We start from the raw sequence: 25,213 nt of genomic DNA on the forward strand, positions 1-25,213 counted from the left end.
GGCTTCCTTGTCGAGGCCCGTGCGGCGGGCCACATCCTTGCCCATGAGCGCCACCGACACGCCCCGCACTTCGCGCACGGTCTTCGCCGAGCCCCTCGGCGCGGCCGACCTGCGCCGCTTCACCGATACGAGCGCGGAAGCGAGCCTGCTGCGCCTGGAGCAGCTCGCGCACCTGATGGACACGGCGTTCCTGATCCCGGGCACCAATCGCCGGGTGGGGCTCGACGCGCTGATCGGCCTCGTGCCGGTGATCGGCGACATCGCGGGCATGGCGATCGCCTCGTACATCGTCTACGAGGCCCGGCGCCTCGGCGCGCCGCGCTGGCTGGTCTGGCGCATGATGGGCAACGTGGCCTTCGACGGTGCGGTCGGTGCGGTGCCTCTGGCCGGCGACTTGTTCGATGCGGCCTTCAAGGCCAATCGCCGCAACGTCCGCCTGCTGCGCAAGCATCTCGAGAAGAAGGGCAGCTTGCGGCCGAACGAGATCGAGGGCACGGCAACGCATCTCGATTGATTTCTTCCACCGCCAAGGCCGTTATCCGATGAACGAGGTGCCGCGCCCGCAGGTCGATGCGGTTCCCGTCACCGCGCCTTCGCTACCGCCGCCGACACGGCGCGGGCTTTCGCCGATCAATCGCCGCCGGCTGTCGAACTTCTGGAAGAACCGGCGCGGCTCGTGGTCGGCCGTGATCTTCCTGCTCCTCTTCGTCGTCAGCCTGTTCGCCGAGTTCATCGCCAACGACCGGCCGATCCTCGTATCCTACAAGGGCGAGTGGCTCTATCCCGTGTTCGTCGACTATCCGGACGAGAAGTTCGGCGGGTTCCTGGCGCAGACGGATTATCGCGCGCCGGAGACCCGCAAGGAGATCGCGGAGAACGGCTGGGCGATCTGGCCGCCGATCCCCTATTCCTACAACACCTTCATGAGCGACCTGCCGACCCCGTCGCCCTCCCCTCCGACCTGGAACCTGACCGACGAGCAGTGCCGCCCGGTCGCGGAGCGCGCCGGCATCACGGTCGAGGGCCGTCAGGCCGGTTGCCGGAACATCGAGCAGCACTGGCTCGGCACCGACAACGCCTCGCGCGATGTGCTCGCCCGTATCATCTACGGTTTTCGGATTTCGGTGCTGTTCGGACTGGCGCTCGCCCTCGTCTCGTCGGTCATCGGCGTGATCGCCGGGGCGGTGCAGGGCTTCTTCGGCGGCTGGACCGACCTGATCTTCCAGCGCGTCATCGAGATCTGGAGCGCGGTGCCGACGCTCTACCTGATCATCATCATGTCGGCCTTCCTGGCCCCGAGCTTCTTCACGCTGCTCGGCATCCTGACACTGTTCGCCTGGACCGCCCTGGTCGGCGTGGTCCGCGCCGAGTTCCTGCGCGCCCGCAATTTCGAATACGTCCGCGCCGCCCGCGCGCTCGGCCTCTCCAACGTGGCGATCATGACCCGCCACCTGCTGCCGAACGCCATGGTCGCGACCCTGACCTTCCTGCCGTTCATCCTGAACGGCTCGATCACCACCCTCACCTCCCTCGACTTCCTGGGCTTCGGCCTGCCCCCGGGCTCGGCCTCCCTCGGCGAGTTGCTGGCGCAGGGCAAGGACAACATCAACGCGCCCTGGCTCGGGCTGACTGGCTTTTTCGTGGTGTCGGTGATGCTGAGCTTGCTGGTGTTTGCCGGTGAGGCGGTAAGGGACGCGTTCGATCCGCGGAAGACGTTTACCTAGACGTCATTGCGAGGCGCAGCCGAAGCAATCCAGGGCCAAGCCTGCGACGTCTGCTCGTTGGCCCTGGATTGCTTCGGCCGCGCCTCGCAATGACGGACGAGGTTATTCCGCCGCGACCGCCGGCGAGATCTGCTTCCGCGCCCGCTTGTCGACGGCACCGACGAACGCGTGGGCCTCGTCCTTGCGCTCGAAGATGTGGGGGGCGACGCCGCGCCTGGTCAGGGCCTCCTCCATCTTCAGCCGGAGGAAGGCGCTGGTCGCGTAGCGGGTGGTCGTCGCGTAGTAGTTCGCCTGGAGATACTGGATCATTCCGGCATAGTCGTCGTAAAGGCTCTCGTTGAGGCGGAAGCCGTCGTGGTTGATGACGGAATTGACCCGCTGACCGGCCTTCTTGCAGGCCGCGACGATGGTGAGGCGCAGTTCGTCCATGTCGCTCTTCACGCGGCAGTACCAGCCCTCCAGGTTGATGAAGAGCAGGTTGCGCTCCGCGTCGTAGCTGACCCGGTCTTTCAGATCGAGGTTCAGCAGGTCCGCGAGCAGTTCCATCGGATCTTCGCGGAAGATGCGGGGGTCCATCGGCACCGGGTTCCGGATCACCGGCTTGAAGTCCATGTGCGGAAGGATGTCGCGCTCGATGTCGATGCCCGGCGCCACCTCGATCAGCTCCAGCCCCTCCTTGGTGAGCTGGAAGACGCAGCGCTCGGTCACGTAGATCACAGGCTGCGACTTCCGCACCGCATAAGGGCCGCTGAAGGTGTTCTGCTGGACCTCGGTGACGAACTTCTTCGCCTTGCCTTCCTTGACGATCTTCACCTGCCCGTCGTCGACCGCGATCTCGAGGCCGCCGGCCGTGAAGGTGCCGGCGAAGACGACCGAACGGGCGTTCTGGCTGATGTTGATGAAACCGCCGCAGCCGTTGAGCTTGCCGCCGAACTTCGAGGTGTTGACGTTGCCGGCCTCGTCGCACTCGGCCATGCCGAGACAGGTCATGTCGAGGCCGCCGCCGTCGTAGAAGTCGAACATCTGGTTCTGGTCGATGATGCAGTCCGCATTGGTCGCGGCACCGAAGCTCGACCCGCTGGCGAGCACGCCGCCGACAGCGCCGGCCTCGGTGGTCAGCGTGATGTAGGGGGTAATTTTTTCCTCGTTGGCGACGGAGGAGATACCTTCCGGCGCGCCGACGCCGAGATTGACCACGCCGTTCGGCGGCAGCTCGAAAGCGGCGCGGCGGGCGATGATCTTGCGCTCGTTGAGCGGCATCCGCTTGATGCCGGTGACCGGCACGCGGATCTGTCCGGCCAGCGCCGGATCGTGCATCACGCCGTAGTTCATGCGGTGCATCTCGGGCTCGGCCAGCACCACGCAATCGACGAGGATGCCGGGCACGCGCACGTCCTTCGGCAGCAGGAAGCCGTCGTCGACGATGCGCTCGACCTGGGCGATGACGATGCCGCCGTTGTTGCGGGCGGCCATGGCCTGGGCGAGGCAATCGAGCGTCAGCGCCTCCTTCTCGTAGCTGAGGTTGCCCGAGGGGTCGGCCGAGGTGGCGCGGATGAAGGCCACGTCGATCTTGGTGGCGGTGTAGAACAACCACTCGTCGCCATCGACCTCGACGACCTTGACGATGTCGTCCTGCGTCAGCTCGTTGACTTTGGCGCCGCCATGGCGCGGATCCACGTAGGTGTGCAGGCCGACCTTCGAGAACAGGCCCGGCTGGCCGGCGGCGCAGGCGCGGTAGAGCTGCGAGATCACGCCCTGGGGCAGGTTGTAGCCGCGGATGCGGTTCTCTGCCGCCGCCTGGGCCACCTTCGGCATCCGGCCGAAATTCGCGGCGATGACGCGGGTGAGCAGGCCGTCGTGGTGCAGCCTTCCGGTGCCGAGGCCCTTCGAGTCGCCGGCGCCAGCCGTCATGATCAGGGTGAGGCCGCGGGGGCTGCCGGTCTCGACGAAGCGCTTCTCCAGCGCCGCATGCAGCGCCTCCGGGATGCAGCTCTGCACGAAGCCGGTCGTGGTCACGACGTCGTTCTCACGAATGAGCGCGATCGCCTCCTCGGCGGTGATCACCTTGTTCTTCTTCATCGCGCGCGTCGTCCTCCGGCCATACCCGCTCTCCGACGGTCCCGGCGAGATCTTGCACGGGACCCATCGCGGCCGGGTCTTTGTCGCTGCGGTCGAAACGGGTCGAGACCCCGTCGCGATCCGAGCAAGATTGCCCAGGACGGTGCTGCATCGCGCAAAATCTCTGCTGCGATGCACTCACAAGACTGGGAACCCTGATCTTATCGCAGTCGAGCGCGGTTTGGACCTGAAAAAGACTCGCCCTCGGCTCAAGAAAAACTCGCGATACGACGTCGGGGAGCCGACGGTCGAGGCAAAGCCGTGTCGGCAGCTGCGGAACATCGGGCGAACCGCCTTGTTTGGTGCGATGCCTCGGCGTGTCAGCGCTTTCCGCCCGTCGGCCGCTCTCACGACCGACCTTCAAGGACCATGATGTTCGAGTCCCCGGAGAAGCGTGGCCATGGATACCATCCGTCGGTGACGGGGAGCGGAGCGGCCGAGATGTCCGGCACGCATTCCGACATCTTCTTCGCCGCTATCGAGTCGACGCGGATGCCGATGATCGTCACCGATCCGCATCAGGCCGACAACCCGATCATCGTCGCCAACCATGCCTTCACGAAGATGACCGGCTACGCCAACGACGAGGTGATCGGCCGCAACTGCCGCTTCCTGCAGGGCCCGGAAACCGACGGCGTGGCGGTCGATGCGCTGCGCCGGGCCATCGCCGAGCGCCGCGAGTTCGCCACCGAGATCCTGAACTACCGCAAGGACGGCTCGTCCTTCTGGAACGCGCTTTTCGTCTCGCCGGTGCACAACAACCAGGGCGAGCTCGTCTACTTTTTTGCCTCGCAGCTGGACGTCTCGCGCCGTCGCGATGCCGAGGAGGCCCTTCACCAGGCCCAGAAGATGGAGGCGCTCGGGCAACTGACGGGCGGCATCGCGCACGACTTCAACAACCTGCTGCAGGTCATCAGCGGTTACACCGACATCCTGCAGAGCCTCGTCGAGAGCGGCGCGCCCGATCTCGGCCGCCTCGGCCGCGCGGGCGAAGCGATCCGCACGGCGACCGACCGGGCCGCCACGCTCACCCACCAGCTCCTCGCCTTCTCCCGCAAGCAGCGCCTGGAGGGTCGTACGCTCAGCCTCAACGCCCTCGTCGAGGGCATGAGCGAGATCGGCGACCGCACCCTCGGCGACGATGTCGAGCTGCGCTGCGTGCTCGCTCCCGATCTCTGGAACGCCCGCATCGACCCGACCCAGGCCGAGGTCGCGCTGCTCAACATCCTGGTCAACGCCCGCGACGCCATGCCGGCGGGCGGCCGCGTCACGGTCGAGACCAGGAACCGCGTCCTGCAGGACCGGCAGACCGCCCTGCTCCAGGGCGTCCAGGCCGGGAACTATGTCGAGGTCTCCGTCTCGGATACCGGCACCGGCATGGCGCCGGAGGTGCTGCTGCGGGTGATGGAGCCGTTCTTCACCACCAAGGGAGAGGGCAAGGGCACCGGCCTCGGGCTCGCCACCGTGTACGGCTTCGCCAAGCAGTCGGGGGGCACCGTCCGGATCACGTCGGCGGTCGGCGGTGGAACCGTGGTGCGGCTGCTGTTTCCGGCGACCGAGGCCGGCGTCCAGCGCGAGGCGCGGCCCGTCTCCAAGGTCGCGGAGCGGCACGGGTCCGAGACGGTGCTGGTCGTCGACGACCGCCCCGAGGTCGCCGAGACCGCTCGGATCATCCTCGAGGATTTCGGCTATCACGTTCTCGTCAGCCACGGCCCGGCGGCCGCGATCGCGATCCTGGAGGACGACGCGCGCATCGACCTGCTGCTGTCGGATCTGGTCATGCCGGGCGGGATGACCGGCGTCGGCCTCGCCCGTGCGGCCCGAGAGCGGCAACCGAAGATCAAGGTGCTGCTCACGACGGGTTTCGCCGCCGACGCCCTCGAACGGCCGGGGACCGGCGGGCATGGATTTCCGGTCATCGACAAGCCCTATCGGCGTATGGAGCTGGCCCGCCGCGTGCGGCAGGTTCTCGATGGGCCGGCCGACATCGGGTGAATGGCTACGGATCGACTCGCGCATGGAGCTATGTCATTCCGGCCCCGTGAAGGGTCCGATCGTCGATAGTGCGCATGTGATTGCCGCGTGCCTCCGAACCATCCGTGACCGCACGGGGTGCATGACATTCCTGCGGGCGGAGTCGGCGGCCCGATGACGAGCGACGCGGTCTTCCTGCGCAGCGGCGGAGCCATGGGTGCGCTGATCCGCGCGCACGATTGGGCGGCGACGCCGTTCGGGCCGCCCGAAACCTGGCCGCAGCCGCTCCGCTCGGCCGTCGACCTTTGCCTGCATTCGAGTTTCCCGACGGCGGTCTATTGGGGGCCGGAGCTGCGGCTGATCTACAACGACGCCTGGGCGCCGATCCCGGCGGAGCGCCATCCGGCCGCGCTCGGACGGCCGGGCGCCGAGGTCTGGACCGAGATCTGGCCGATCGTCGCGCCGCAGTTCCAGCGCGTGATCGAGACCGGCGAGGGCTTCGCCGCCTTCGACCAGATGCTGCCGATGGAGCGGGCCGGCCGGATCGAGGAGACGTGGTGGACCTACAGCTTCACGCCCATCCGCGCCGAGGACGGCACGGTGGTCGGCGTGCTCAACCAGGGCAACGAAGTCACCGCGCATGTGCGCACGCAGCAGGCCCTGCGCGAGAGCGAGGGCAAGTTCCGCGGCATCACCAATTCCGTCGACCAGATGATCTGGTCGACCCTGCCCGACGGCTTCCACGACTACTACAACGACCGCTGGTACGAGTTCACCGGCGTGCCGGCCGGCTCGACCGACGGCGAGGGCTGGAACGACATGTTCCACCCCGACGACCGGGAGCGCGCCTGGGGCGTCTGGCGGCACAGTCTGGCGACGGGCGAGACCTACCACATCGAGTACCGGCTCAAGCACCATTCGGGCACCTACCGCTGGGTGCTCGGCCGGGCGAAGCCGGTGCGGGACGCGAAGGGCGACATCACCCGCTGGTTCGGCTCCTGCACCGACATCCAGGAGATCGTCGACGCGCGCGAGGTGCTGGCGCAATCCCGTGCCGAGCTGGAGCGGCAGGTCGCCGAGCGCACCCGCGAGCGCAACCGCCTCTGGGCGATGACCAACGACCTGATGGGCACGGCCGGGCTCGACGGCTACCTCAAGGCGGTGAACCCGGCCTGGACGCGGATGCTCGGCTGGAGCGACGCCGAGCTTCTCGCGCGGCCCTTCTCCGACCTGATCGACAGGCAGGACCACGCCGCCACCGCCGACGTCGTCCGGCGGCTCGCGCTCGGCGAGACCGTCGACGGCTTCGTCGATCACATCTTCTGCAAGGACGGCCGCCAGCGCACGATCATGTGGAGCGCGGTGCCGGAGGGCGCACTGTTTTACATCGTCGGGCGCGACATCACCGAGCAGCGCTACGCCGAGGAGGCGCTGCGGCAGTCGCAGAAGATGGAGGCGGTGGGCCAGCTCACCGGCGGCCTCGCCCACGACTTCAACAACCTGCTCACCGGCATCTCGGGCTCGCTGGAACTCCTGCAGACCCGCGTCAGCCAGGGCCGGCTCGGCGACGTCGACCGTTACGTCAACGCCGCGCAGGGCGCCTCGAAGCGCGCCGCCGCGCTGACGCACCGGCTTCTCGCCTTCTCCCGCCGCCAGACCCTCGACCCGAAGCCGACGGACGTGAACCGTCTGGTCGTCGGCATGGAGGAGCTGGTCCGCCGCACCATCGGCCCGCAGATCACCCTCGAGGTCGTCGCCGCCGGCGGGCTGTGGCCGGCGCTCGTCGACCCGTCGCAGCTCGAGAACGCCCTGCTCAACCTCTGCATCAACGCCCGCGACGCGATGCCGGACGGCGGCCGCATCACCATCGAGACTGCCAACAAGTGGATGGACGCGCGCGCCGCCAAGGACCGCGACCTCGACCCGGGCCAGTACCTCTCCCTCTGCGTCACCGACACCGGCACCGGCATGACGCCGGAGGTGATCGCCCGCGCCTTCGATCCGTTCTTCACCACCAAGCCCATCGGCCAGGGCACCGGCCTCGGCCTCTCGATGATCTACGGCTTCGTGCGCCAATCCGGCGGACAGGTGCGGATCTATTCGGAGCTCGGCGAAGGCACGACCATGTGCCTCTACCTGCCCCGCCATTACGGCGCCGCCGAAGATGTCGAGGCGGTGCCCGACCTTTCCGGCGCGCCGCGGGCCGATGTTGGCGAAACCGTGCTGATCGTCGACGACGAGCCCACCGTGCGGATGCTCGTCACCGAGGTGCTGGAAGACCTCGGCTACACCGCCATCGAGGCGGCGGACGGGGCCGGCGGCCTCAAGGTGCTGCAATCCGACGTGCGCCTCGACCTCCTCGTCACCGATGTCGGGCTGCCCGGCGGCATGAACGGCCGCCAGCTCGCCGATGCCGGCCGGGTGCTGCGGCCGCAGCTCAAGGTGCTGTTCATCACCGGCTACGCCGAGAACGCGGTGCTCGGCCACGGCCATCTCGACCGCGACATGCAGGTGCTGACGAAGCCCTTCGTGATGGAGGCGCTGGCGAGCCGCATCCGGGACCTGATCGCCGGGGGGTGACGGCGCGGCCGCTCGCAAAGGCGGCCCCGCCCTCCCACATCACCGGGACACGACACGGAGCGCAGTCCCATGGGTCTCCTCGACGGACTTCTTGGCCACGGCAGCGACCTCACCCCCGGCGAGGTCGACCAGCAGCTCGCCGGCGTGCTGACGCAGGGCGAGAGCGTCCGCGTCGCCTTCCGCGTCCTGCGCGATCTAATGGTCTTCACCGACCGCCGCCTGATCCTGATCGACAAGCAGGGCATGACCGGCCGCAAGGTCGAATACCTCACGGTGCCCTACCGGGCGATCACCTCCTTCTCCGTGGAGACCGCCGGCAGCTTCGACATGGATTCCGAGCTGAAGGTCTGGGTCTCGGGCCGGCCCGATCCGATCGAGCGCACGCTGAAGCGCGGGGCGGATGTGATGGGGATCCAGCAGGCGATTGCGGCTTCGTTGAAGTGAGTGTCAACAGCGCGAGCACATCTCAAGCATCATCCTACACCCTGTGTGCGCAAGTCGTTCATCATCTATCATATGAATTCCGCTTTCGCAGCATTTTCCAAGGCTGATCGAGCGGTGCTTGTCATTTTGCTGCGTTTCTTGTATTCGATTCTAAATTCATCGAGTTCTTTCAGATCTGTCTCTATTTCAGCAGGAGTAGGCGCTGTTATATTTCGGCCGGCTGCCATGTCATGTCCCGAACGTTCAGAAGCGCGTTTCATTGCAAAATAGATAATCCTGTAATCATTATCTGTTATACAAACCTCGCGGAGACGCTGCGTCATGACGTCGGGCACAAATCGCACAACAGTCTTTGCAAGCACAACCTCTTCAACCAATCGTTCCCAGGTTTCGCGAAGATCAGAATAAAAATCCTTTACGAGTCTGCGGTATCTTTCATCACTAAAATTAGTTTCACTACGGTAACTTTTGGCGCGATCTCGTAGATTTTTGATTCTCTCATTCACGTCAGCGATCCAAGGCTCACAGTCTTCTTTTATTATGCCAAAACCTTCTGTTGCGGATTTTGATATAACTGATTTCACCAATGGGATTTTGTTGGTCGACCGCGACGCCTCGGATACAATCTCATTGAAAAATACAATATTGTGAGTAAAGATGATTACCTGCCGACCCTTTTCTGCCTCAGCAATTAAGCGCTGTGCTACCTTCCTTACGCGATTGTGATCCAGAGAGGAAACGGGATCGTCTACAATTAGTCCATAGCTTGAGCCGTCACTCCCCATCTCAGACAAAAAGCAAGCTAAAGCCAATGCTCGCTGTTCGCCTTCAGACAGAATTTGATTGTTTTTGAAACTAGAGGCAGTCTTGAGACCCACCGAAAATAAACTTTCTCCGGCAGAACTTACTTCTTTTGTTTGTAATGGCAGATGCGAAAGGTCCAGTGCCGTGATTTCCGCTTGGATACGCCGTTCTAATTCATCTGTTATTAGATCCTTTCGCAAAATGCTAAGCTGCAGAGAGGTTGCACGAGTATTTGTTTGGGCAATGCATTTTTTTACCCCGGTCAAAAGATTCAAATCTGATAATCTTTGAAGAGTTATATCTAGAGCATTTCCCAATTTGCATCGATCTTTTAGATCGCCTAGTCGGGCACGCCTTCTATCCAATGCTGAGGCATGAAGCGCGACCTTTTCAAGCTGCAAAATTTCTTCTTCTATTTTTGGGATATCTGACGTTAAAAAACTTAGTATCTCGGCAGTGTCCGGTAAGGACACTATCGCTAAATTTTGATCTAACAAAGAAGATTTACGTCTTTCAAAATTTACTAACATCGACATGATTTTTGAGACAAGGGCCTCCCTTTTCAACTCAAGACTAGAATAGGGTTGAAGGCTTTCCTGCACCAAACTATCACTGGGTATCGTTAAAGAAACTATTCTTTCAACAGCCGAGTTTAGCTCGTTTCTGGCAATATCAGCGCAACGCGACGCGTCACTCAGAACGAATGCGTTAAAACGAGCCATTCGGCTGGCTGCCTCGTCGCTTAGTGGTTCTTGACACAATAGACATGGGGCTCCTTGAACATCTGGAAGCTGCCCGGAACTCAGGTTGTCAGAAACCGCAGCAAAAGCGCGCGCAGCCTCGTACAATGTCCTCCAGGCATCGGATCCAATTTTTGGAAGTTTTTCATCCGAAAATCCTTCTGCAGCTGCTAGCCGGACTGCAGCGGCAGTGTAATCCGCATTGCTTCTTAACCTTTTTAATTCCAATTCAACTTCTGCTGAAAGACCCTGATTCAAAGAATCAATTACTTGAATTATTCTGTTAAGAAGTAGAATGCATCTTTTGCGTATTGCCGCTAGCGCAATTGGATCCTGAGCCAATTCTCGCTCTAGCAAAGATAATTCGATAATTTCTTCTTCGGAAAGCTTGGCAGTACGCTTGATTTCAAGCTCAGATGGTAGCGACGACGATTTTGCATTCAGCCGTTCGAGCATCGTAGATACCAGGCTGCCAGGGGTGTACCCAGTTGGCAAAGGAGTACTTATACGCAGCTTGATGCTGCTTTCCTCTTCATTGAACAACTTCAAGATTTTCCGACATAACTGACCATGATGCTCAAGTATTGCCACTTCATGCGGTAGATAAGCTATTTTGTTTTGACTGTCGACGTATAAACGAGCATTTCTGCTGTCAAAAACAGAAATTTGGCGCAATTCTTTCGGCGGGGCTTTGTCCGTAACCCAATTAAATATAGTTTTCTGACTATCCCCGATTTGAAAATGGATCTGGACTTGCCTAATAGCATTGGATTCATTCTCAAAAACATTTCCTCGAATATCGTCAACCGACAGGCTGCGGCATATTTTCTTTGCAATGCGAGTATAACCGCTTTTCCCACTTCCATTTTCCCCATAGATTAATGTGATTCCAACGGGGGCAAACCTAAGGATTTGGTTGGGTGCTAAACGATCAATGTTTTCAAGCGGCCCAAGCTGCGCTAACGCAACTCGCTGATGTTCAGAATTTCCTGTACCAAGATGGTGATGAGATAGTGCCTCACAGACTTGAATTTCAGACCGTAAGCCAACCTCATGCCTTATTGCTTCAGCAATTAATTCGATTTCGTCATCGCTGACTACGTAATCTTCGGCTAGAGCGATGCGTCTCAGGCTATCGGCTACCCATAACGGCTGTTGTGCTGCCCACGTGATGAGATTTCTAGTCATTTAATTTCGAGAGCCCCGCCTATCCAGTCGATTTTGTAACCTACGACCGTGGGATGTATCAAGGCTCTTTATGATTTTAGTTTCGACCAAAATGTGTTCACTGAGATGATGCTATCGGCATCGTTCGAATGATTGTCTATTGGATAGAAAGATATCAGTTTAAGACTTTATATAAACTTTCATGATTAGACTTATTAGAATTATTTAAGTATATCTCTTTATATCTAGGTAAATTCTTCCCACTTAAACGCGCAAGATTGGTTTCGGGCAGGGTTGTCGCTTAAGGGAAGGGGCGTCTTGCCATCCCCCTCAAACCCCGCTACACGCCCCGCTTCGCGTTCGCTCCGGCCGGGGGCTGAACGGGCGGTGCCGTTCGCGGCATAGGGTTCGTCTTCCAAGAATCCGTCGTCCGGTGTTCCCGCCTTCGACACTCCGCTCGGGCCATTCAACGGCTCGAAGGGCTTGGCGCCGAGAGAATTGCGAGACGAACCGGCCCGAGACACCCGCTGAGACGCGGTCGGGCTCCTTTTTGTGATGAAAGGCCCGAGAATGCCTCTCTACGAACACGTCTTCCTGGCGCGCCAGGACGTGACGGCCCAGCAGGTCGAGACCATGGTCGAGACCTACAAGGGCGTCATCGAAGCCAATGGCGGCACGATCGAGAAGATCGAGCCCTGGGGCATCAAGTCCCTGGCGTACCGCATCAAGAAGAACCGCAAGGCGCATTTCACGCTCCTCAACATCTCCGCCCCCCCGGCCGCCCTGGCCGAGATGGAGCGCCAGATGCAGATCTCCGAGGACGTGCTGCGCTTCATGACCATCCGCGTCGAGCAGCTCGAGGCCGAGCCCTCGGCCATGATGCAGAAGCGCGACCGCGACGACCGCAAGGATCGCGACCGCGGCGACCGTCCGCGTCGTCGTGACGACGAGTTCGGCGGCGGCGGCGATCGTGGGGACCGGGGTGACCGCGGCGATCGCGGCGATCGGCCCGAGCGTAACTTCGGCGGGGAGAACTGAGCATGGCTTTCGGTGCAAGTGCCGGCGCGGCTGCCGGTGGTGCGGGCGGCGGTGGCCGTCGTCCCTTCTTCCGTCGTCGCAAGACCTGCCCCTTCTCCGGCGTCAACGCGCCGAAGATCGACTACAAGGACGTGAAGCTGCTCTCCCGCTACGTCTCGGAGCGCGGCAAGATCGTTCCGAGCCGCATCACGGCGGTCTCGGCCAAGAAGCAGCGTGAGCTCGCCCAGGCGATCAAGCGCTCGCGCTTCCTCGGCCTCCTCCCCTACGTCATCAAGTAATTTTGTGAGTGGCCGGCCCGGCTTCGCTGGGCCGGCTTCTCGTCGAGGGTGGTTCACGCGAGCCACTATCGTTGGGGCGCAGCGACGCCTCTAACCCTGGCCGATCCGGCACAGCGGGACAGCGCAGCACACAAAAATGGCCCAGAACCTCGGCATCGGCGTCCTCGCCGGGCTCGTCTCGGCGCTCCTGTTCGGGATGCTGCTCCAGGCGACGCCGCTCGCGATCCTGCTCTATCTGCTCGCCCCCCTGCCGATCCTCATCGTCGGGCTGGGCTGGAGCCACAGGGCCGGGCTCGCCGCCGTCGCGGCCGGATCGCTCGCCCTGGCGATCGGCGTCACGCCCTTCCTCGGCATCGGCTTCGCGGCCTATCTCGCGGTCCCCGCCTGGTGGATCGCCTACCTCGCCCTGCTCGGCCGGCCGAATGCCGACGGCACGCTCGAATGGTACCCGGTCGGCCGCCTGCTCGCCTGGGTCGCCGGCACCGCCGCGCTTGCCTTCGTCGCCATCGCCGTGATCGCCGCGCCGAATTACGAGACGTTTCGCACGCAGCTCGGCACCATGGCGAAGAAGGTGGTGCAGGCGCAGATGAAGGGCGCTGGGTCCGCAAGGGTTTCGGCGACGATTGCCGGGCAGCCCGAGAGCCAACCCTCGGGCGAGACCCCGCCGCCCGCGCAGGAGCCGCCGCCCGTCCCGAACGAAGATAAGGCTCCCACGGTCCAGGACGAGGTCGCCGACGCGCTGGCCACCGTCGCCCCGGGCCTCGCCGCGCAGGGCCTCACCATCCTGCTGGTGTTCTACCTGTGGGCCGCAGCCCGCATCGTGAAGATCTCCGGCCGGCTGATGCGGCCCTGGCCGGACATTCCCTCCACGCAGATGCCGCGCAACGTGCTGGTGATGCTCGTCGGCGCCATCGCCCTGGCGCTGGTGCCCGGCTATCCCGGCGTGCTCGGCGTAGCGCTGATCGGCGCGCTGAGCGCGGCCTTCAGCCTGCAGGGGCTCGCCGCCTTCCACGACCGCTCGCGCGGACGGCAGGCGCGCGGCGCCCTGCTGTTCGGGCTGTACCTCGTCCTCATCCTGACTCAGGGCCTCGCCTTCGTGGCGCTGACCCTGTTCGGCATCGCCGACACGGCGCTCGCGCGCCGCTCGGCCCCGGCGGAGCCGCCCGGCGGACCCCGCTCCCTCTGAACCACCCAACCCCAAGAAGGATTGTTACCATGGACGTCATCCTCCTCGAGCGCGTCGCCAAGCTCGGCCAGATGGGCGAGACCGTCAGCGTCAAGCCGGGCTACGCCCGCAACTTCCTCCTCGCCCGCGGCAAGGCGCTGCGCGCCACCGAGGGCAACAAGAAGCACTTCGAGACCCAGCGCGCCCAGCTCGAGGCGCGCAACCTCGACCGCCGCAAGGAGGCCGAGGGCGTCGCCGAGAAGCTGAACGGCCAGAGCTTCACCCTGATCCGCCAGTCGGGCGAGTCCGGCGTGCTCTACGGCTCGGTCTCCACCCGCGACCTCGCCGAGGTCGTCACCAAGGACGGCTTCTCCGTCGGCCGCGACCAGTTCGTGCTGCACCAGCCGATCAAGACGCTGGGCCTGCACAACGTGCCGGTCACGCTGCACCCCGAGGTCGAGATCACCGTCACCGTCAACGTCGCCCGCAGCCCCGAAGAGGCCGAGCGTCAGGCCCGCGGCGAGTCGGTCACCGAGCGCGAGGCGTTCAACCTCGACGACCTCGGCCTCGAAGTCGGCCAGGCCCTGGCCGATGCCGGCGAAGGCGCCGACGATCGCGGCCGGGATCGCTGAGTCCGACAGCGGTTCCATCTGATCGGAACGGTCGTTGAAGGCTCACTCCTCCCTCCTGCGGGGAGGAGGTAGGAGGTGGGGGTGGTGCAGGCGGGACCGGGACGCTCGATCCTGAACCCCCCCACCCCTGACCCCTCCCCGCAAGGGGGAGGGGAAACGCCGTTCAGCCGACTTCGATCGGCGGTGGACAGCGGGGAGCGTCGTTTCCTGCGGTTGACTCGTTCGCAGTTTGTTCGACCATGGACGCCCGCGTTTCCGTGTCAGGATTCGCGGGCGTTCGCGTTCCGGGGAGCGCGGCTAAGGATCGGTTCACCCTGTCGCGGCATGGTGGACGGCTGACGGAGACCGGCGCCCGCGGGCTGCCGCTGAAGGAGCTCAGACCGCCATGGCCCTGCCGAACGCCCTCGCGGCCAAGCTCGAAGCGGTCCAGGCCGAGTACCGGGTCGCGCCCCACAACATCGACGCGGAGCAGGCACTGCTCGGCGCGCTGCTCGTGAACAACGACGCCTACTACCGCGTGTCGGACTTCCTGATGCCCGAGCACTTCATGGAGGAGGTGCACCGCCGGATCTTCGAGACCGCCGCCTCGCTGATCAAGGCCGGCAAGCTCGCCACGCCGATCACGCTGAAAACCTATCTCGGCGATGCCGATCTCGGCGGCATCACCGTGATGGCCTATCTCGCCCGCCTTGCGGCCGAGGCGACCACCGTCGTCAACGCGGCGGATTACGGCCGCGCCGTCTACGATCTCGCGATCCGCCGCCGGCTCATCACCATCGGCGAGGACCTCGTCAACGGCGCCTACGAGGCGCCGGTCGAATCCGCCCCCCGCGACCAGATCGAGGAGACCGAGCGCCGGCTCTACGAACTCGCCGAGGCCGGCAAGTACGACGGCGGCTTCCAGAAGTTCTCCGACGCCCTCACCGCCGCCGTCGACATGGCGGCCAAGGCGTATCAGCGCGAGGGTAAGCTCTCGGGCATCGCCACCGGCCTGTCCGACCTCGACGCCAAGATGGGCGGCCTGCAATCCTCCGACCTGATCATCCTCGCGGGCCGCCCTGCCATGGGCAAGACCTCGCTCGTCACCAACATCGCCTTCAACATCGCCAAAGCCTATCAGGGCGAGAAGCAGCCCGACGGCACCACGAAGACCAAGAACGGCGGCATCGTCGGGTTCTTCTCGCTCGAAATGTCGGCCGAGCAGCTCGCCACCCGCATCATCGCCGAGCAATCCGGCGTGCCCTCCTACAAGATCCGCCGCGGCGACATCCGGCCGGAGGACTTCTACAAGATCACCGACGCCGCCCGCGACATGCAGACGATCCCGTTCTACATCGACCAGTCCGGCGGCATCTCGATCGCCCAGCTCGCCGCCCGCGCCCGCCGCCTCAAGCGCCAGAAGGGCCTCGACGTCCTCATCGTCGACTACCTCCAGCTGCTGGCCGGCTCCGGCAAGCGCTCCGACAACCGCGTGCAGGAGATGACCGAGATCACCACCGGCATGAAGGCGCTGGCCAAGGAGCTCTCGGTGCCGATCATCGCCCTGTCGCAGCTCTCCCGTCAGGTCGAGAACCGCGACGACAAGCGCCCGCAGCTCTCGGACCTGCGCGAATCCGGCTCGATCGAGCAGGATGCCGACGTGGTGATGTTCGTGTTCCGCGAAGAATACTACGTCAACAACAAGAAGCCCCGCGAGGGCACCGAAGAGTTCTTCGCCTGGGAGGCGGAGATGAACCGCGTCCACGGCAAGGCCGAGGTGATCCTGGGCAAGCAGCGCCACGGGCCGACGGGGACGGTGGAGCTACAGTTCGACGCGAATATCACGCGGTTTTCGAATTTGGCGAGTGAAGAGCGTTATGGCGCGCTTTCTTCGCCTCAAAATACGCTGAGCACGCCGCAACCGCGTCTTGGAAGTCGTTCAGAGTAGAGAGCGTGACTCTGGTTCTGGAAATGTAGAACCATATTGTCTCTCCTTGATCATCTTGGATTGCGCGCATCCCCTCGCCCCGCTTGCGGGGAGAGGGCTTTGCCGACCTTGTCGTCGGCAAAGCGAGGCGGCAGCCGAAGGTGAGGGGGCGGCGACGGATGAGCCTCTTTCGTCGTCGCCCCCTCACCCCCGCTCCGGCTTCGCCTGCGCTTCCCGCATGGACGACGAGGTCCATGCGGGCCTCTCCCCGCGTGCGGGGAGAGGGGAAATGCGCGCATCCGAACCGATCAATCGCAGGCCGTGTCAAGCGACTGTTGTTTGATCTTGTCGAATCTTATCCCGCCGCAACCCCACAATCGTCTCCCTTAACCACCGCTGCCCCGGCACCGCGTCATTCGACGCGTGCCAGAGCATCGAGATCGCCACGTCCGGCAGCGCGATCGGCGGCGGGCTCACCGTGAGGCCCATCGAGTCGCTGAAGAAGCGGGCGAGGGTCGCGTGCATCGTGGCGATCACGGGGGCCTGCTGGACCACGAAGGGCATCACCGTGAAGCGCGGCGAGGTCATCGCAATGACGCGGCTGCGGCCGATCTTGGCCAGCGCGTCGTCCACCACGCCGTGGGCGGTCTCGACGAGGCTGGTGAGGACGTGCGGCAAGCGCACGTAGTCGTCGAGGGAGATCGGCGGCGTCACGCCGACGAGCTCGGCGTTGAAGACGCAGAGATAGGTCTCTTTGTTGAGCAGCCGGCGCTTGTGGTGCGTCTGACCCTGCTCGAACACGCCGATGCCGAGATCGATGCGGCCCGAATCGAGGTCGTCGAGGATGCGGATGCGGTCGGTCGTGTGCAGCAGGAGCCGGACGCCCGGCGCCACCCTCTGGAGATGCGCGACGAGGCGGGGCATCAGCAGCACCTCGGTCGAATCCGGGATGCCCAGCGAGAAGGTGACCTGCGCCGTCGCCGGATCGAATGCTTTCGGGGGTTCGACGATCGCCTGGATCTGCGACAGGGCGGCCCGTACCGGCTCCATCAGCGCCAGCGCGCGGGGCGTCGGCCGCATGCCGTCCGGCGCCCGCGTCAGGATCTCGTCGGCAAACGTCGTGCGCAGCCGTCCAAGGGCGTGGCTCATGGCCGATTGGCCGATGCCGATCTTGGCTGCGGCCCGCGTGACGCTCCGCTCCGCGAGCAGCGCGTCGAAGGCGACGAGCAAGTTGAGATCGAGCCGCGCAAGATTGATATGATCGATACTCATTATGAAACGGATCTATTTGATTAATTGGTGCGGTGCAAACACATTGGTTCTCACGAAGCGACGGGGTGTCCGCCGCCCGATCAGGGGATCCCACCATGTCCAACCGTTTCACCACCATTTCCGCCTCGGCCGCCCTGGCTCTGGCCGCCCTCACCGTTTCGGCCTCCGCCGACGAGGCCGGCACGATCCACGCGGCCAAGACCACCGGCGCCATGCGCATCGAGAGCGGCGCGCTCGCCACGAGCTATGCCGGCGTTCAGCGCCAGGGCGGCTTCGTGACGCCGTCCGCCGTCCACTGGACGACGACGCCGGTCGAGGTCCTGACGACCGGCTCGATCGAGAACGCCGGCAGCGTCGGGGCGCTCAGCCTCGAAACCCGCGGCCTCGCGACGAGCTTCGCCGAGGTTCGCCGCCAGGGCGGTGCGCTCACGGCCGGCAAAGTCCGCTGGATGTCGGCCCCCGCCCGCTAGTCTCGGGCCGAGCCGAACCTCGGGCCCCGCATCCCTCCGGCGATGCGGGGCTTTTTGTTGCGCTACGGCGATACCCCCCACCGGCCACCGGATCGAAGCCGGGCGGGCCGTGGCCTCTTCGGCCCGCCGGTGTATGAGGTCGCAGACGCCGACTCCCCGAGGAGCCCGCCATAGCGCCCCGAGATTCCGTGCGCGACGCTGCCATCCCCACCCCGCGGGCCGGGCCGGGGCATGGCGCGCGCCTGTCCATCAACCTCTCGGCCATCGCCGAGAACTGGCGTCGGCTCGCCGCGCAGGCCCCGCAGGCCGCCTGCGCCGCCGTGGTGAAGGCCGACGCCTATGGCTGCGGCCTCGCCGCCGTCGCGCCGGTGCTGCGCCGGGCCGGTTGCCGAACCTTCTTCGTGGCGCATCTCTCCGAGGGGCTCGCCGCCCGCGCCCTGCTGCCGGAGGCCGAGATCTACGTCCTCAACGGCCTCGTGCCGGGGACGGGACCGGCCTATGCCGAGGCCAACCTGCGCCCGGTGCTCGGCGCCCTCGACGAGTTGGCAGACTGGGCCGAGGTCTCGCAGGGCACGCTGCCGGCCGCACTGCATGTCGACACGGGGATGAACCGGCTCGGCCTCTCCCCGGCGGAGGCGCTGACGCTCTCGGGTGATCCTCTCCTCGACCGGGCCGGCGTCGCCCTGGTGATGAGCCATCTCGTCAGCGCGGAATGTCCCGACGAAGCCGTGAACGCTCGCCAGATCGCCGCCTTCGCCGCGATCCGCGCGGCGCTGCCCAGTATCCCCGGCTCGCTCGCCAACTCCTCCGGCATCCATCTCGGGCGCAAGGTCCATCACGATCTGCTCCGCCCCGGCTACGCCCTGTTCGGCGGCAACCCGATGCCGTATCGCGAAACGAACCCGATGCGTGAGGTGGTGCGCCTGGAGGCGCCGATCGCGCAGATCCGCGAGATCCAGCCCGGCGAAACGGCCGGCTACAACGCCCGATGGACCGCACCTGCGCCCCGCCGCCTCGCCACGCTGTCGCTCGGTTATGCCGACGGTTTCCCGCGCATGGCGAGCAACCGGGGTTACGCCCTCGTCGCGGGCGTATTCTGTCCCATCGTCGGCCTGATCTCGATGGACCTGATCATCCTCGACGTCACCGCCGTGCCGGAGGCCCGCCGCGGCACGCTCGCGACGCTGATCGGCGACGCGCTCGACCTCGATACCGTCGGCCGGGCGGCGGGGACGATCGGCTACGAGATCCTGACGGGGCTAGGTTCCCGTTATGTTCGAAGCTACAATGGCAGTTGAGACGTTTGCGGAAGCGTTCGGCTATCGCCGCCCTCGCCCCGCATGCGGGGAGAGGCCCGCATGGACCTCGTCGTCCGTGCGGGAAGCGCAGGCGGAACCGGAGCGGAGGTGAGGGGGCGGCACCGGACGAGGCTCTTTCGTCGGAGCCCCCTCCGCTTCGGCTGCCGCCTCGCTTCGGCGACGACTAGGTCGCCGAAGCCCTCTCCCCGCGTGCGGGGAGAGGGGGACCGCACGTCCGTCATCGAACTTGCGACAGGCTGCATCCGAAATACATGGCCAAGATCCACCAGACCTTCGTCTGCCAGTCCTGCGGGGCGGTCTACAATCGCTGGCGCGGGCGCTGCGAGGCCTGCAACGGCTGGAACACGATCGTCGAGGAGACGGGGGCCGCCGGCCCGCAGGCCGGTCCCGTGGCGACGCGGCCGTCTCGCGCGCGCGGACGGGTGTTTCCCCTGGAGGGGCTGACCGGCGAGGCCAAGGAAGCCCCGCGCACGCCCTCGGGCATCGCCGAACTCGACCGCGTCACCGGCGGCGGGTTCGTGCGCGGCTCGGTAATCCTGATCGGCGGCGATCCCGGCATCGGCAAGTCGACCTTGCTGATGCAGGCCGGCGCGGCCATGGCGAAGGACGGGGCGCGGGTCGCCTACATCTCCGGCGAGGAGGCGGTGGGCCAGGTACGGCTGCGGGCCGAGCGCCTCGGGCTCTCCGACCGCCCGGTGGACCTTGCCGCAGAGACCAACGTCGAGGACATCGTCGAGACGCTGTCGCAGGGGCGGCCGCCGGCGCTGGCGATCATCGATTCGATCCAGACCATGTGGACAGAGACCGTCGAATCGGCCCCCGGCACCGTCACGCAGGTGCGCTCCTCCGCCCAGGCCCTGATCCGCTTCGCCAAGACGACGGGCACGGCGGTGATCCTCGTCGGACACGTCACCAAGGACGGTCAGATCGCGGGCCCACGCGTGGTCGAGCACATGGTCGACGCCGTCGCTTCCTTCGAGGGCGACCAGGGCCACCACTTCCGGATCCTGCGCGCGGTGAAGAACCGCTTCGGGCCGACCGACGAGATCGGCGTGTTCGAGATGACCGATGGCGGATTGGCCGAGGTGCCCAACCCCTCCGCGCTCTTCCTCGCCGGGCGCGACCACGCCGCGCCGGGCACGGCGGTCTTCGCCGGCATGGAGGGTACGCGGCCGCTGCTCGTCGAGATCCAGGCGCTGGTGGCGCCGTCCTCGCTCGGCACGCCGCGCCGCGCTGTCGTCGGCTGGGATCCGAACCGGCTGTCGATGGTGCTGGCGGTGCTCGAAGCCCATGGCGGCATCCGGCTGGGTGCGCACGACGTCTATCTGAACGTCGCCGGGGGCCTGCGCATCACCGAGCCGGCGGCAGACCTCGCCGTGGCGGCGGCGTTGGTCTCCTCGCTCTCGGGTGCGGCGCTGCCGGCGGAGACGGTGTATTTCGGGGAACTCGGCCTCTCCGGCGCCATTCGGCCCGTCAGCCAGGCCGGGGCGCGTCTGAAGGAGGCGGAAAAGCTCGGCTTCTCGAAAGCGGTCACGCCGCAGGCACGTGGCGAGACGCCGGAGCGGGCGATGCAGACCGAGGCCCTGCGCCACATCGCCGATCTCGTCGCCGGGATCGCATCGGGCGCACCCCGTTCGGGCGGCAAGCGGCCGGCGGCCCGTGCATGGCCGGACGACGACGATTAAGGCCGGCTCTACGGACCGGCCGGCTTCGCAGGCTCGGGCTTCTGCACCGTCTCGCCGCCCGGGGCGAGGTCGGGTTGCAGCAGCGACAGGGTGATCGCGCGGGTGACGTGCTCGGCCATGCAGCGCAGACCGAGATCGTTCAGCCGGAAATGCCGGCCGAGCATGTGCGTCTCGCTGTCCTTGTCGCCGCTGGCGGAGAGAAAGCGCATCGCCTCGTAGCGCCGCACCAGCGGAACGCGCTGCTCGGAGGCGATGTCGCGCACCTTGTGGACGAGGCCGTTGTAGGATTCGTCGTCGGCGACGCTCTGGGTGAAGAGCGGGTCGATCAGCACGACGTCGATGTCGTGCGACTTGATCCATTCCACCGTCTCGCGCAGCGCCTCGCCGAAGGCGTCGGTATCGACCCGCGCCAGGGCGTCGTTGGTGCCGACCTGCCAGACCACGAGATCGGGCTCGATCTCCGCCACCATGGTGCGCAGCCGCTCGCCCGCGCCGCTGGCGACCTCGCCGGAGAGACCGCGCGAGTCGATCTGCACGTCGACGTTCGGCAGCGAGCGTTCGAGGGCGTTCTCGAGCCTGACCGGGTAAGAGGCCGAGGCGCCGAGGCCCGACGAGGACGAGCCGACGGAGAGCACGCGCACCGGGCGCTTCTCCTTCAGCGCGCGCTTCACGGCCATGAGCTTGGCGAGGGTGTAGAGCTTGGAGCCCGGCACCCGGCATTCCGGCGACAGGCTCAGGTCCAAGGCCTCGATCGGTGCCGCGCCCGGCGCGGCCGAGGGCGGATGCGGCGGCGAGACCACCGTCGCCGATCCTTCGGCCAGGGCCATCGCACCATTGAAGGTCAGGCACAGGCCGAGAGCCGCAGCGCCTACGATGCGGCAGGCGTAACGACAACCTTCTTTGGCTTGCGGGAACGCCACTCGACGAACCATGCGGTGAAACCCAGTGCGAACAGGCCGCAGCCTACGACCGAAACATCGACGAGCATACCACCGCCGAACCGGAACCGCACGAACTGTGCAGCGAGGCTCAGGAGCGATCCCATCGAGAAGACCGCGAGCGAGTTACGCCCGAGCCCGGCCAGATAGCGCGTGATCGGACCGATCCGGTCCGCGACCAGTCCGTAGACCGCCTGAAAGGCCAGGAGGGCACCACAGAAATGGATCAGACGGGCCGGCGACAGGTAGGTTTTGTCGAAGGTAAAAATAAGGCGCGGCTCGGGAACCGTCAGCGGGTCCGGCCTGAGCTCGAATACCGAGAGGACGATCCCGACGATCACGATGACGACGCCGAGCGGCATCAGCCGGCGGCACCAGTCGCGGAAGCGCGGCTCCGTGCGGTTCCAGTCCTGCATGGTGAAGCCGAGTACCAGGAGGAGCTGCCAGCAGAACGGATTGAAGAACCAGTCGCCCTCCCCCGGCCAGGACGGCAGGTTCCACTCGTAGACGAGGCTCGCCGCGTAGAGGCACAGCGACAGGATCAGCGTGCCGGTCTGGTTGGCCCGCGCCGCCAGCACGATGACCGGGGCGGCCGCCAGCAACACCACGTAGAGCGGCAGGATGTTGAAATAGCCGAGCTGGTGGGTCAGCAGCACGATGCCGACCATCGTCTGGATCGGATCGGCGAAGAATCCGCCGGCATTGTGCCATTCGAGGATGAGCGGGTTGTCGAGGAGCAGCGCCGTGCCCGCGATCATCGCGAGCGCCAGCGCCATGATGACCACCTGCGCCCGGTAGACCTCGATCGTGCGCGACAGCAGCCGCAGCACCGCCGTCAGTGCGGGCTCGGGAACGCCGTCGCGCCCGCGCGTCGCCAGCCCGATCGACCAGCCTGCCAGGAACACGAACAGCTCGGCCGCGTCCGAGATGCCGTATTGCGAATAGGTCCAACGCTCGAAGACGTTGCCGGGGATGTGATTGACGAAGATCGTGATGAGGGCGAAGCCGCGCCAGAAATCGATCGCGTTCGGTCCACGCATCAGGCTCCCGTCTCCGGCGGCGGTTGATTGGGCACGCTCCCGAGGAAGCGCAGGCGAGTGCCCCGAAACGAAGCCGCGCCCTGATACGGCCCGCACGCCGATCTGCAAAGCGCGGGCCTGACGACCGGCCGCCGCTGCAGCGAGCGGGTCGTGCCGAACGGCACCTCGTCGAGGAACGGTGTACCGTGGCTGAAAAGCGACTGTATTTTGCATACAGAAGCGGCATATCGGTCCTGTCCGTTCCAGAGACCACGGACTACCTCAGCCAGCGCGCTCCCAAACGGGCGCGCTGCTTGTTTTTGGGGGCACCGCTCACGCGGTCGCGTCCTCCCGGCTGCGGGCATGCCAGGCGCGGAGCGCGTCCAGGGTAACGATTCCGTCGGGCCAGACGGCTCCCGAGAGATGCCGATGGGGCCTGCCCGGCTCGCCGAGGTCGGAGACCGCGGAGAAGGCGCCGTCGAGCCGGTGGCTCTCGGTATAGCGGCTGCGGGTGGCGAGCACCGGCAGCCCGGCATCGAGCGCCGAGCGGATGCCGGCCGCGGAATCCTCGAAGGCGATGGCTTCGGACGGCTCGATGCCGAGGCGCTCCACCGCGAGCTCGAAAATGTCCGGCGCCGGCTTCTTCCGGGCGGCTTCGTCCCCGGCGGCGATGACGTCGAACGGCACGTCGCCTTCCGGAAAGTTGATCGCCACGAGCCGGTCCAGGTTCGGCCGCGTGGTCGTCGTCGCGACGCCGAGGCGAAGGCCGGCTTCGCGCGCCTCCGCAATCAAGCGGGCGACGCCGGGACGGAGCGCGAGCGGGCCGGTCTCGATCAATTCCCCGTAGATGCGCGTCTTGAGGTCGTGGATCTCCGGCATCCGCGTCTTGAGCGCAGGCTCGTCCCCGGGATGAGCCTGGGCGATGTAGTGGAGCAGCCGCTCCTTGCCGCCCATGACCTTGAGCAGCTCGGCGTAGAGCTCCGGCGTCCAGTGCCAGTCGAAGCCGAGTTCGCCGAAGGCGCGGTTGAAGGCCTGCCGGTGCAGGTCCTCTGTCTCGGCGAGCGTCCCGTCGACGTCGAAGATCAGCGCCTTCAGCATCGCAAGCCGTCTCGACCCGTTGCGGAATTCGCACCCTCGCGGATCGCCGCGATGTTGCGCGCATAGGCGGCCGGTCCGCCGCCGAAGACGCCGGAGCCGGCCACGAAAACATTCGCGCCCGCGCGCGCCGCCGCTTCCACGGTCTCGGGCGTGATGCCGCCGTCGACCTCGATGTCGATGGCGCGGCCGGCGGCCATGGCGCGCACGCGCGCAACGGTCTCCAGGGCCGAGGGCAGGAAACTCTGGCCGCCGAAGCCTGGGTTCACCGTCATGCAGACCACGAGGTCGACGAGGTCGAGCACCGGCTCGACCATCGAGGCGGGCGTGCCGGGATTGAGCGCGATGCCGGCACGCTTGCCGAGCGCCCTGATGGTCTGCAGCGAGCGGTGGATGTGCGGACCCGCCTCGACATGCACGGAGATCGTGTCGGCACCGGCCTCGGCGAAGGCGGCGAGGTACGGATCCGCCGGGGCGATCATCAGATGCACGTCGAAATGCTTCGTCGTGTGCGGGCGCAAGGCCTTGATGAGCGCCGGACCGAAGGTGATGTTGGGGACGAAATGTCCGTCCATCACATCGAGATGGATCCAATCGCCGCCGGCCTCGGCCACGGCGCGGACCTCTTCTCCGAGCCGGGCGAAGTCGGCCGAGAGGATGGAGGGGGCGATGATCGTCATGGAATCCTCGGCGGGGTCCGCATCATGCGGGTCGGCCCAGCCCATCGGGATGTGCAACGCAAAACTAGGGCGTGGGACGCTCGCGATGTAGTGCCAATTCGTCCAAGCGGGAATGCGAAATCAGGGCTACCCGCTCTCGCGCGCCTACCGGGCCGACATCCCTTC

General features: G+C 65.4%; 20 protein-coding genes. 13 read left to right on the forward strand and 7 right to left on the reverse strand.

Translation table 11 applies throughout. From position 1 onward, the window contains the following. Positions 1 to 43: 43 nt before the first annotated feature. Together MHA02_RS11160 and MHA02_RS11165 are read left to right on the forward strand one after the other, a co-directional pair. On the forward strand, positions 44 to 514 hold the full coding sequence (locus tag MHA02_RS11160) for a DUF4112 domain-containing protein (protein ID WP_147078717.1): 471 nt from the start codon (positions 44 to 46) through the stop codon (positions 512 to 514). Positions 515 to 542: 28 nt separating this feature from the next. Beyond that, the gene (locus MHA02_RS11165) at positions 543 to 1,724 is read left to right on the forward strand and encodes an ABC transporter permease (protein ID WP_147078718.1); all 1,182 of its coding nucleotides are present in this window, start codon (positions 543 to 545) and stop codon (positions 1,722 to 1,724) included. A gap of 102 nt (positions 1,725 to 1,826) precedes the next feature. On the opposite strand, the gene MHA02_RS11170 is transcribed toward MHA02_RS11165, so the two are convergent. Then, on the reverse strand, positions 1,827 to 3,803 hold the full coding sequence (locus tag MHA02_RS11170) for an acyl CoA:acetate/3-ketoacid CoA transferase (protein ID WP_147078719.1): 1,977 nt from the start codon (positions 3,801 to 3,803) through the stop codon (positions 1,827 to 1,829). Positions 3,804 to 4,214: 411 nt separating this feature from the next. Here MHA02_RS11170 and MHA02_RS11175 point away from each other — a divergent pair, with 411 nt between their 5' ends. The 3 genes from MHA02_RS11175 to MHA02_RS11185 all read left to right on the forward strand — a co-directional run bounded on the left by MHA02_RS11175 (position 4,215) and on the right by MHA02_RS11185 (position 8,840). Continuing rightward, a complete protein-coding gene (locus MHA02_RS11175; protein WP_147078786.1) occupies positions 4,215 to 5,837 on the forward strand; it encodes a histidine kinase famiy protein in 1,623 nt (540 codons plus the stop codon). A gap of 153 nt (positions 5,838 to 5,990) precedes the next feature. Beyond that, positions 5,991 to 8,396 carry a PAS domain-containing hybrid sensor histidine kinase/response regulator family protein gene (locus MHA02_RS11180; protein ID WP_147078720.1) on the forward strand — a complete coding sequence of 802 codons (2,406 nt, stop codon included), beginning with the start codon at positions 5,991 to 5,993 and terminating at the stop codon, positions 8,394 to 8,396. Positions 8,397 to 8,465: 69 nt separating this feature from the next. Beyond that, complete coding sequence (locus tag MHA02_RS11185) at positions 8,466 to 8,840, forward strand: PH domain-containing protein (protein ID WP_147078721.1); 375 nt, start codon at positions 8,466 to 8,468, stop codon at positions 8,838 to 8,840. 68 nt (positions 8,841 to 8,908) lie between these two features. Here MHA02_RS11185 and MHA02_RS11190 read toward each other — a convergent pair whose 3' ends face one another. Beyond that, on the reverse strand, positions 8,909 to 11,572 hold the full coding sequence (locus tag MHA02_RS11190; protein ID WP_147078722.1) for an AAA family ATPase: 2,664 nt from the start codon (positions 11,570 to 11,572) through the stop codon (positions 8,909 to 8,911). Positions 11,573 to 12,121: 549 nt separating this feature from the next. On the opposite strand from MHA02_RS11190, the gene rpsF reads away from it, so the two are divergent. The 5 genes from rpsF to MHA02_RS11215 all read left to right on the forward strand — a co-directional run bounded on the left by rpsF (position 12,122) and on the right by MHA02_RS11215 (position 16,591). Beyond that, positions 12,122 to 12,589 (forward strand): 30S ribosomal protein S6, encoded by a 468-nt coding sequence (rpsF, locus tag MHA02_RS11195; protein WP_147078723.1) that lies wholly within the window; start codon positions 12,122 to 12,124, stop codon positions 12,587 to 12,589. 2 nt (positions 12,590 to 12,591) lie between these two features. Then, entirely contained in the window at positions 12,592 to 12,867 is a 276-nt protein-coding gene (rpsR, locus tag MHA02_RS11200; protein WP_147078724.1) for a 30S ribosomal protein S18, read from the forward strand. 136 nt (positions 12,868 to 13,003) lie between these two features. Further along, entirely contained in the window at positions 13,004 to 14,053 is a 1,050-nt protein-coding gene (locus MHA02_RS11205) for a DUF2232 domain-containing protein (protein WP_147078725.1), read from the forward strand. Between the two features lie 29 nt (positions 14,054 to 14,082). Beyond that, positions 14,083 to 14,664, forward strand: coding sequence for a 50S ribosomal protein L9 (gene rplI, locus MHA02_RS11210; RefSeq protein ID WP_147078726.1), 582 nt, complete (start codon positions 14,083 to 14,085; stop codon positions 14,662 to 14,664). A gap of 385 nt (positions 14,665 to 15,049) precedes the next feature. Further along, positions 15,050 to 16,591, forward strand: a complete 1,542-nt coding sequence (locus MHA02_RS11215) for a replicative DNA helicase (RefSeq protein ID WP_238180385.1) — start codon at positions 15,050 to 15,052, stop codon at positions 16,589 to 16,591. Between the two features lie 303 nt (positions 16,592 to 16,894). Here MHA02_RS11215 and MHA02_RS11225 read toward each other — a convergent pair whose 3' ends face one another. Next, the gene (locus tag MHA02_RS11225; protein ID WP_147078727.1) at positions 16,895 to 17,842 is read right to left on the reverse strand and encodes a LysR family transcriptional regulator; all 948 of its coding nucleotides are present in this window, start codon (positions 17,840 to 17,842) and stop codon (positions 16,895 to 16,897) included. Positions 17,843 to 17,937: 95 nt separating this feature from the next. On the opposite strand from MHA02_RS11225, the gene MHA02_RS22375 reads away from it, so the two are divergent. The 3 genes from MHA02_RS22375 to radA all read left to right on the forward strand — a co-directional run bounded on the left by MHA02_RS22375 (position 17,938) and on the right by radA (position 21,316). Next, positions 17,938 to 18,312, forward strand: coding sequence for a hypothetical protein (locus MHA02_RS22375; protein WP_174804665.1), 375 nt, complete (start codon positions 17,938 to 17,940; stop codon positions 18,310 to 18,312). Positions 18,313 to 18,500: 188 nt separating this feature from the next. Continuing rightward, a complete protein-coding gene (gene alr / locus MHA02_RS11235; RefSeq protein ID WP_238180386.1) occupies positions 18,501 to 19,610 on the forward strand; it encodes an alanine racemase in 1,110 nt (369 codons plus the stop codon). Between the two features lie 272 nt (positions 19,611 to 19,882). After that, positions 19,883 to 21,316: a DNA repair protein RadA gene (radA, locus tag MHA02_RS11245; RefSeq protein WP_147078728.1), complete on the forward strand. Its 1,434-nt coding sequence runs from the start codon at positions 19,883 to 19,885 to the stop codon at positions 21,314 to 21,316. Between the two features lie 8 nt (positions 21,317 to 21,324). On the opposite strand, the gene MHA02_RS11250 is transcribed toward radA, so the two are convergent. The 4 genes from MHA02_RS11250 to rpe all read right to left on the reverse strand — a co-directional run bounded on the left by MHA02_RS11250 (position 21,325) and on the right by rpe (position 25,048). Further along, complete coding sequence (locus MHA02_RS11250) at positions 21,325 to 22,236, reverse strand: SGNH/GDSL hydrolase family protein (protein ID WP_373318381.1); 912 nt, start codon at positions 22,234 to 22,236, stop codon at positions 21,325 to 21,327. Further along, entirely contained in the window at positions 22,185 to 23,294 is a 1,110-nt protein-coding gene (locus tag MHA02_RS11255) for an OpgC family protein (RefSeq protein WP_147078730.1), read from the reverse strand. The genes MHA02_RS11250 and MHA02_RS11255 overlap by 52 nt, the downstream gene beginning before the upstream one ends. Positions 23,295 to 23,606: 312 nt before the next feature. Next, positions 23,607 to 24,371 carry an HAD-IA family hydrolase gene (locus tag MHA02_RS11260; protein ID WP_147078731.1) on the reverse strand — a complete coding sequence of 255 codons (765 nt, stop codon included), beginning with the start codon at positions 24,369 to 24,371 and terminating at the stop codon, positions 23,607 to 23,609. Then, positions 24,365 to 25,048: a ribulose-phosphate 3-epimerase gene (gene rpe / locus MHA02_RS11265; protein ID WP_147078732.1), complete on the reverse strand. Its 684-nt coding sequence runs from the start codon at positions 25,046 to 25,048 to the stop codon at positions 24,365 to 24,367. Before rpe ends, MHA02_RS11260 begins: the two co-directional genes overlap by 7 nt. Positions 25,049 to 25,213 lie beyond the last annotated feature (165 nt).

Source organism: Methylobacterium haplocladii (assembly GCF_007992175.1).
GTDB lineage: Bacteria > Pseudomonadota > Alphaproteobacteria > Rhizobiales > Beijerinckiaceae > Methylobacterium > Methylobacterium haplocladii.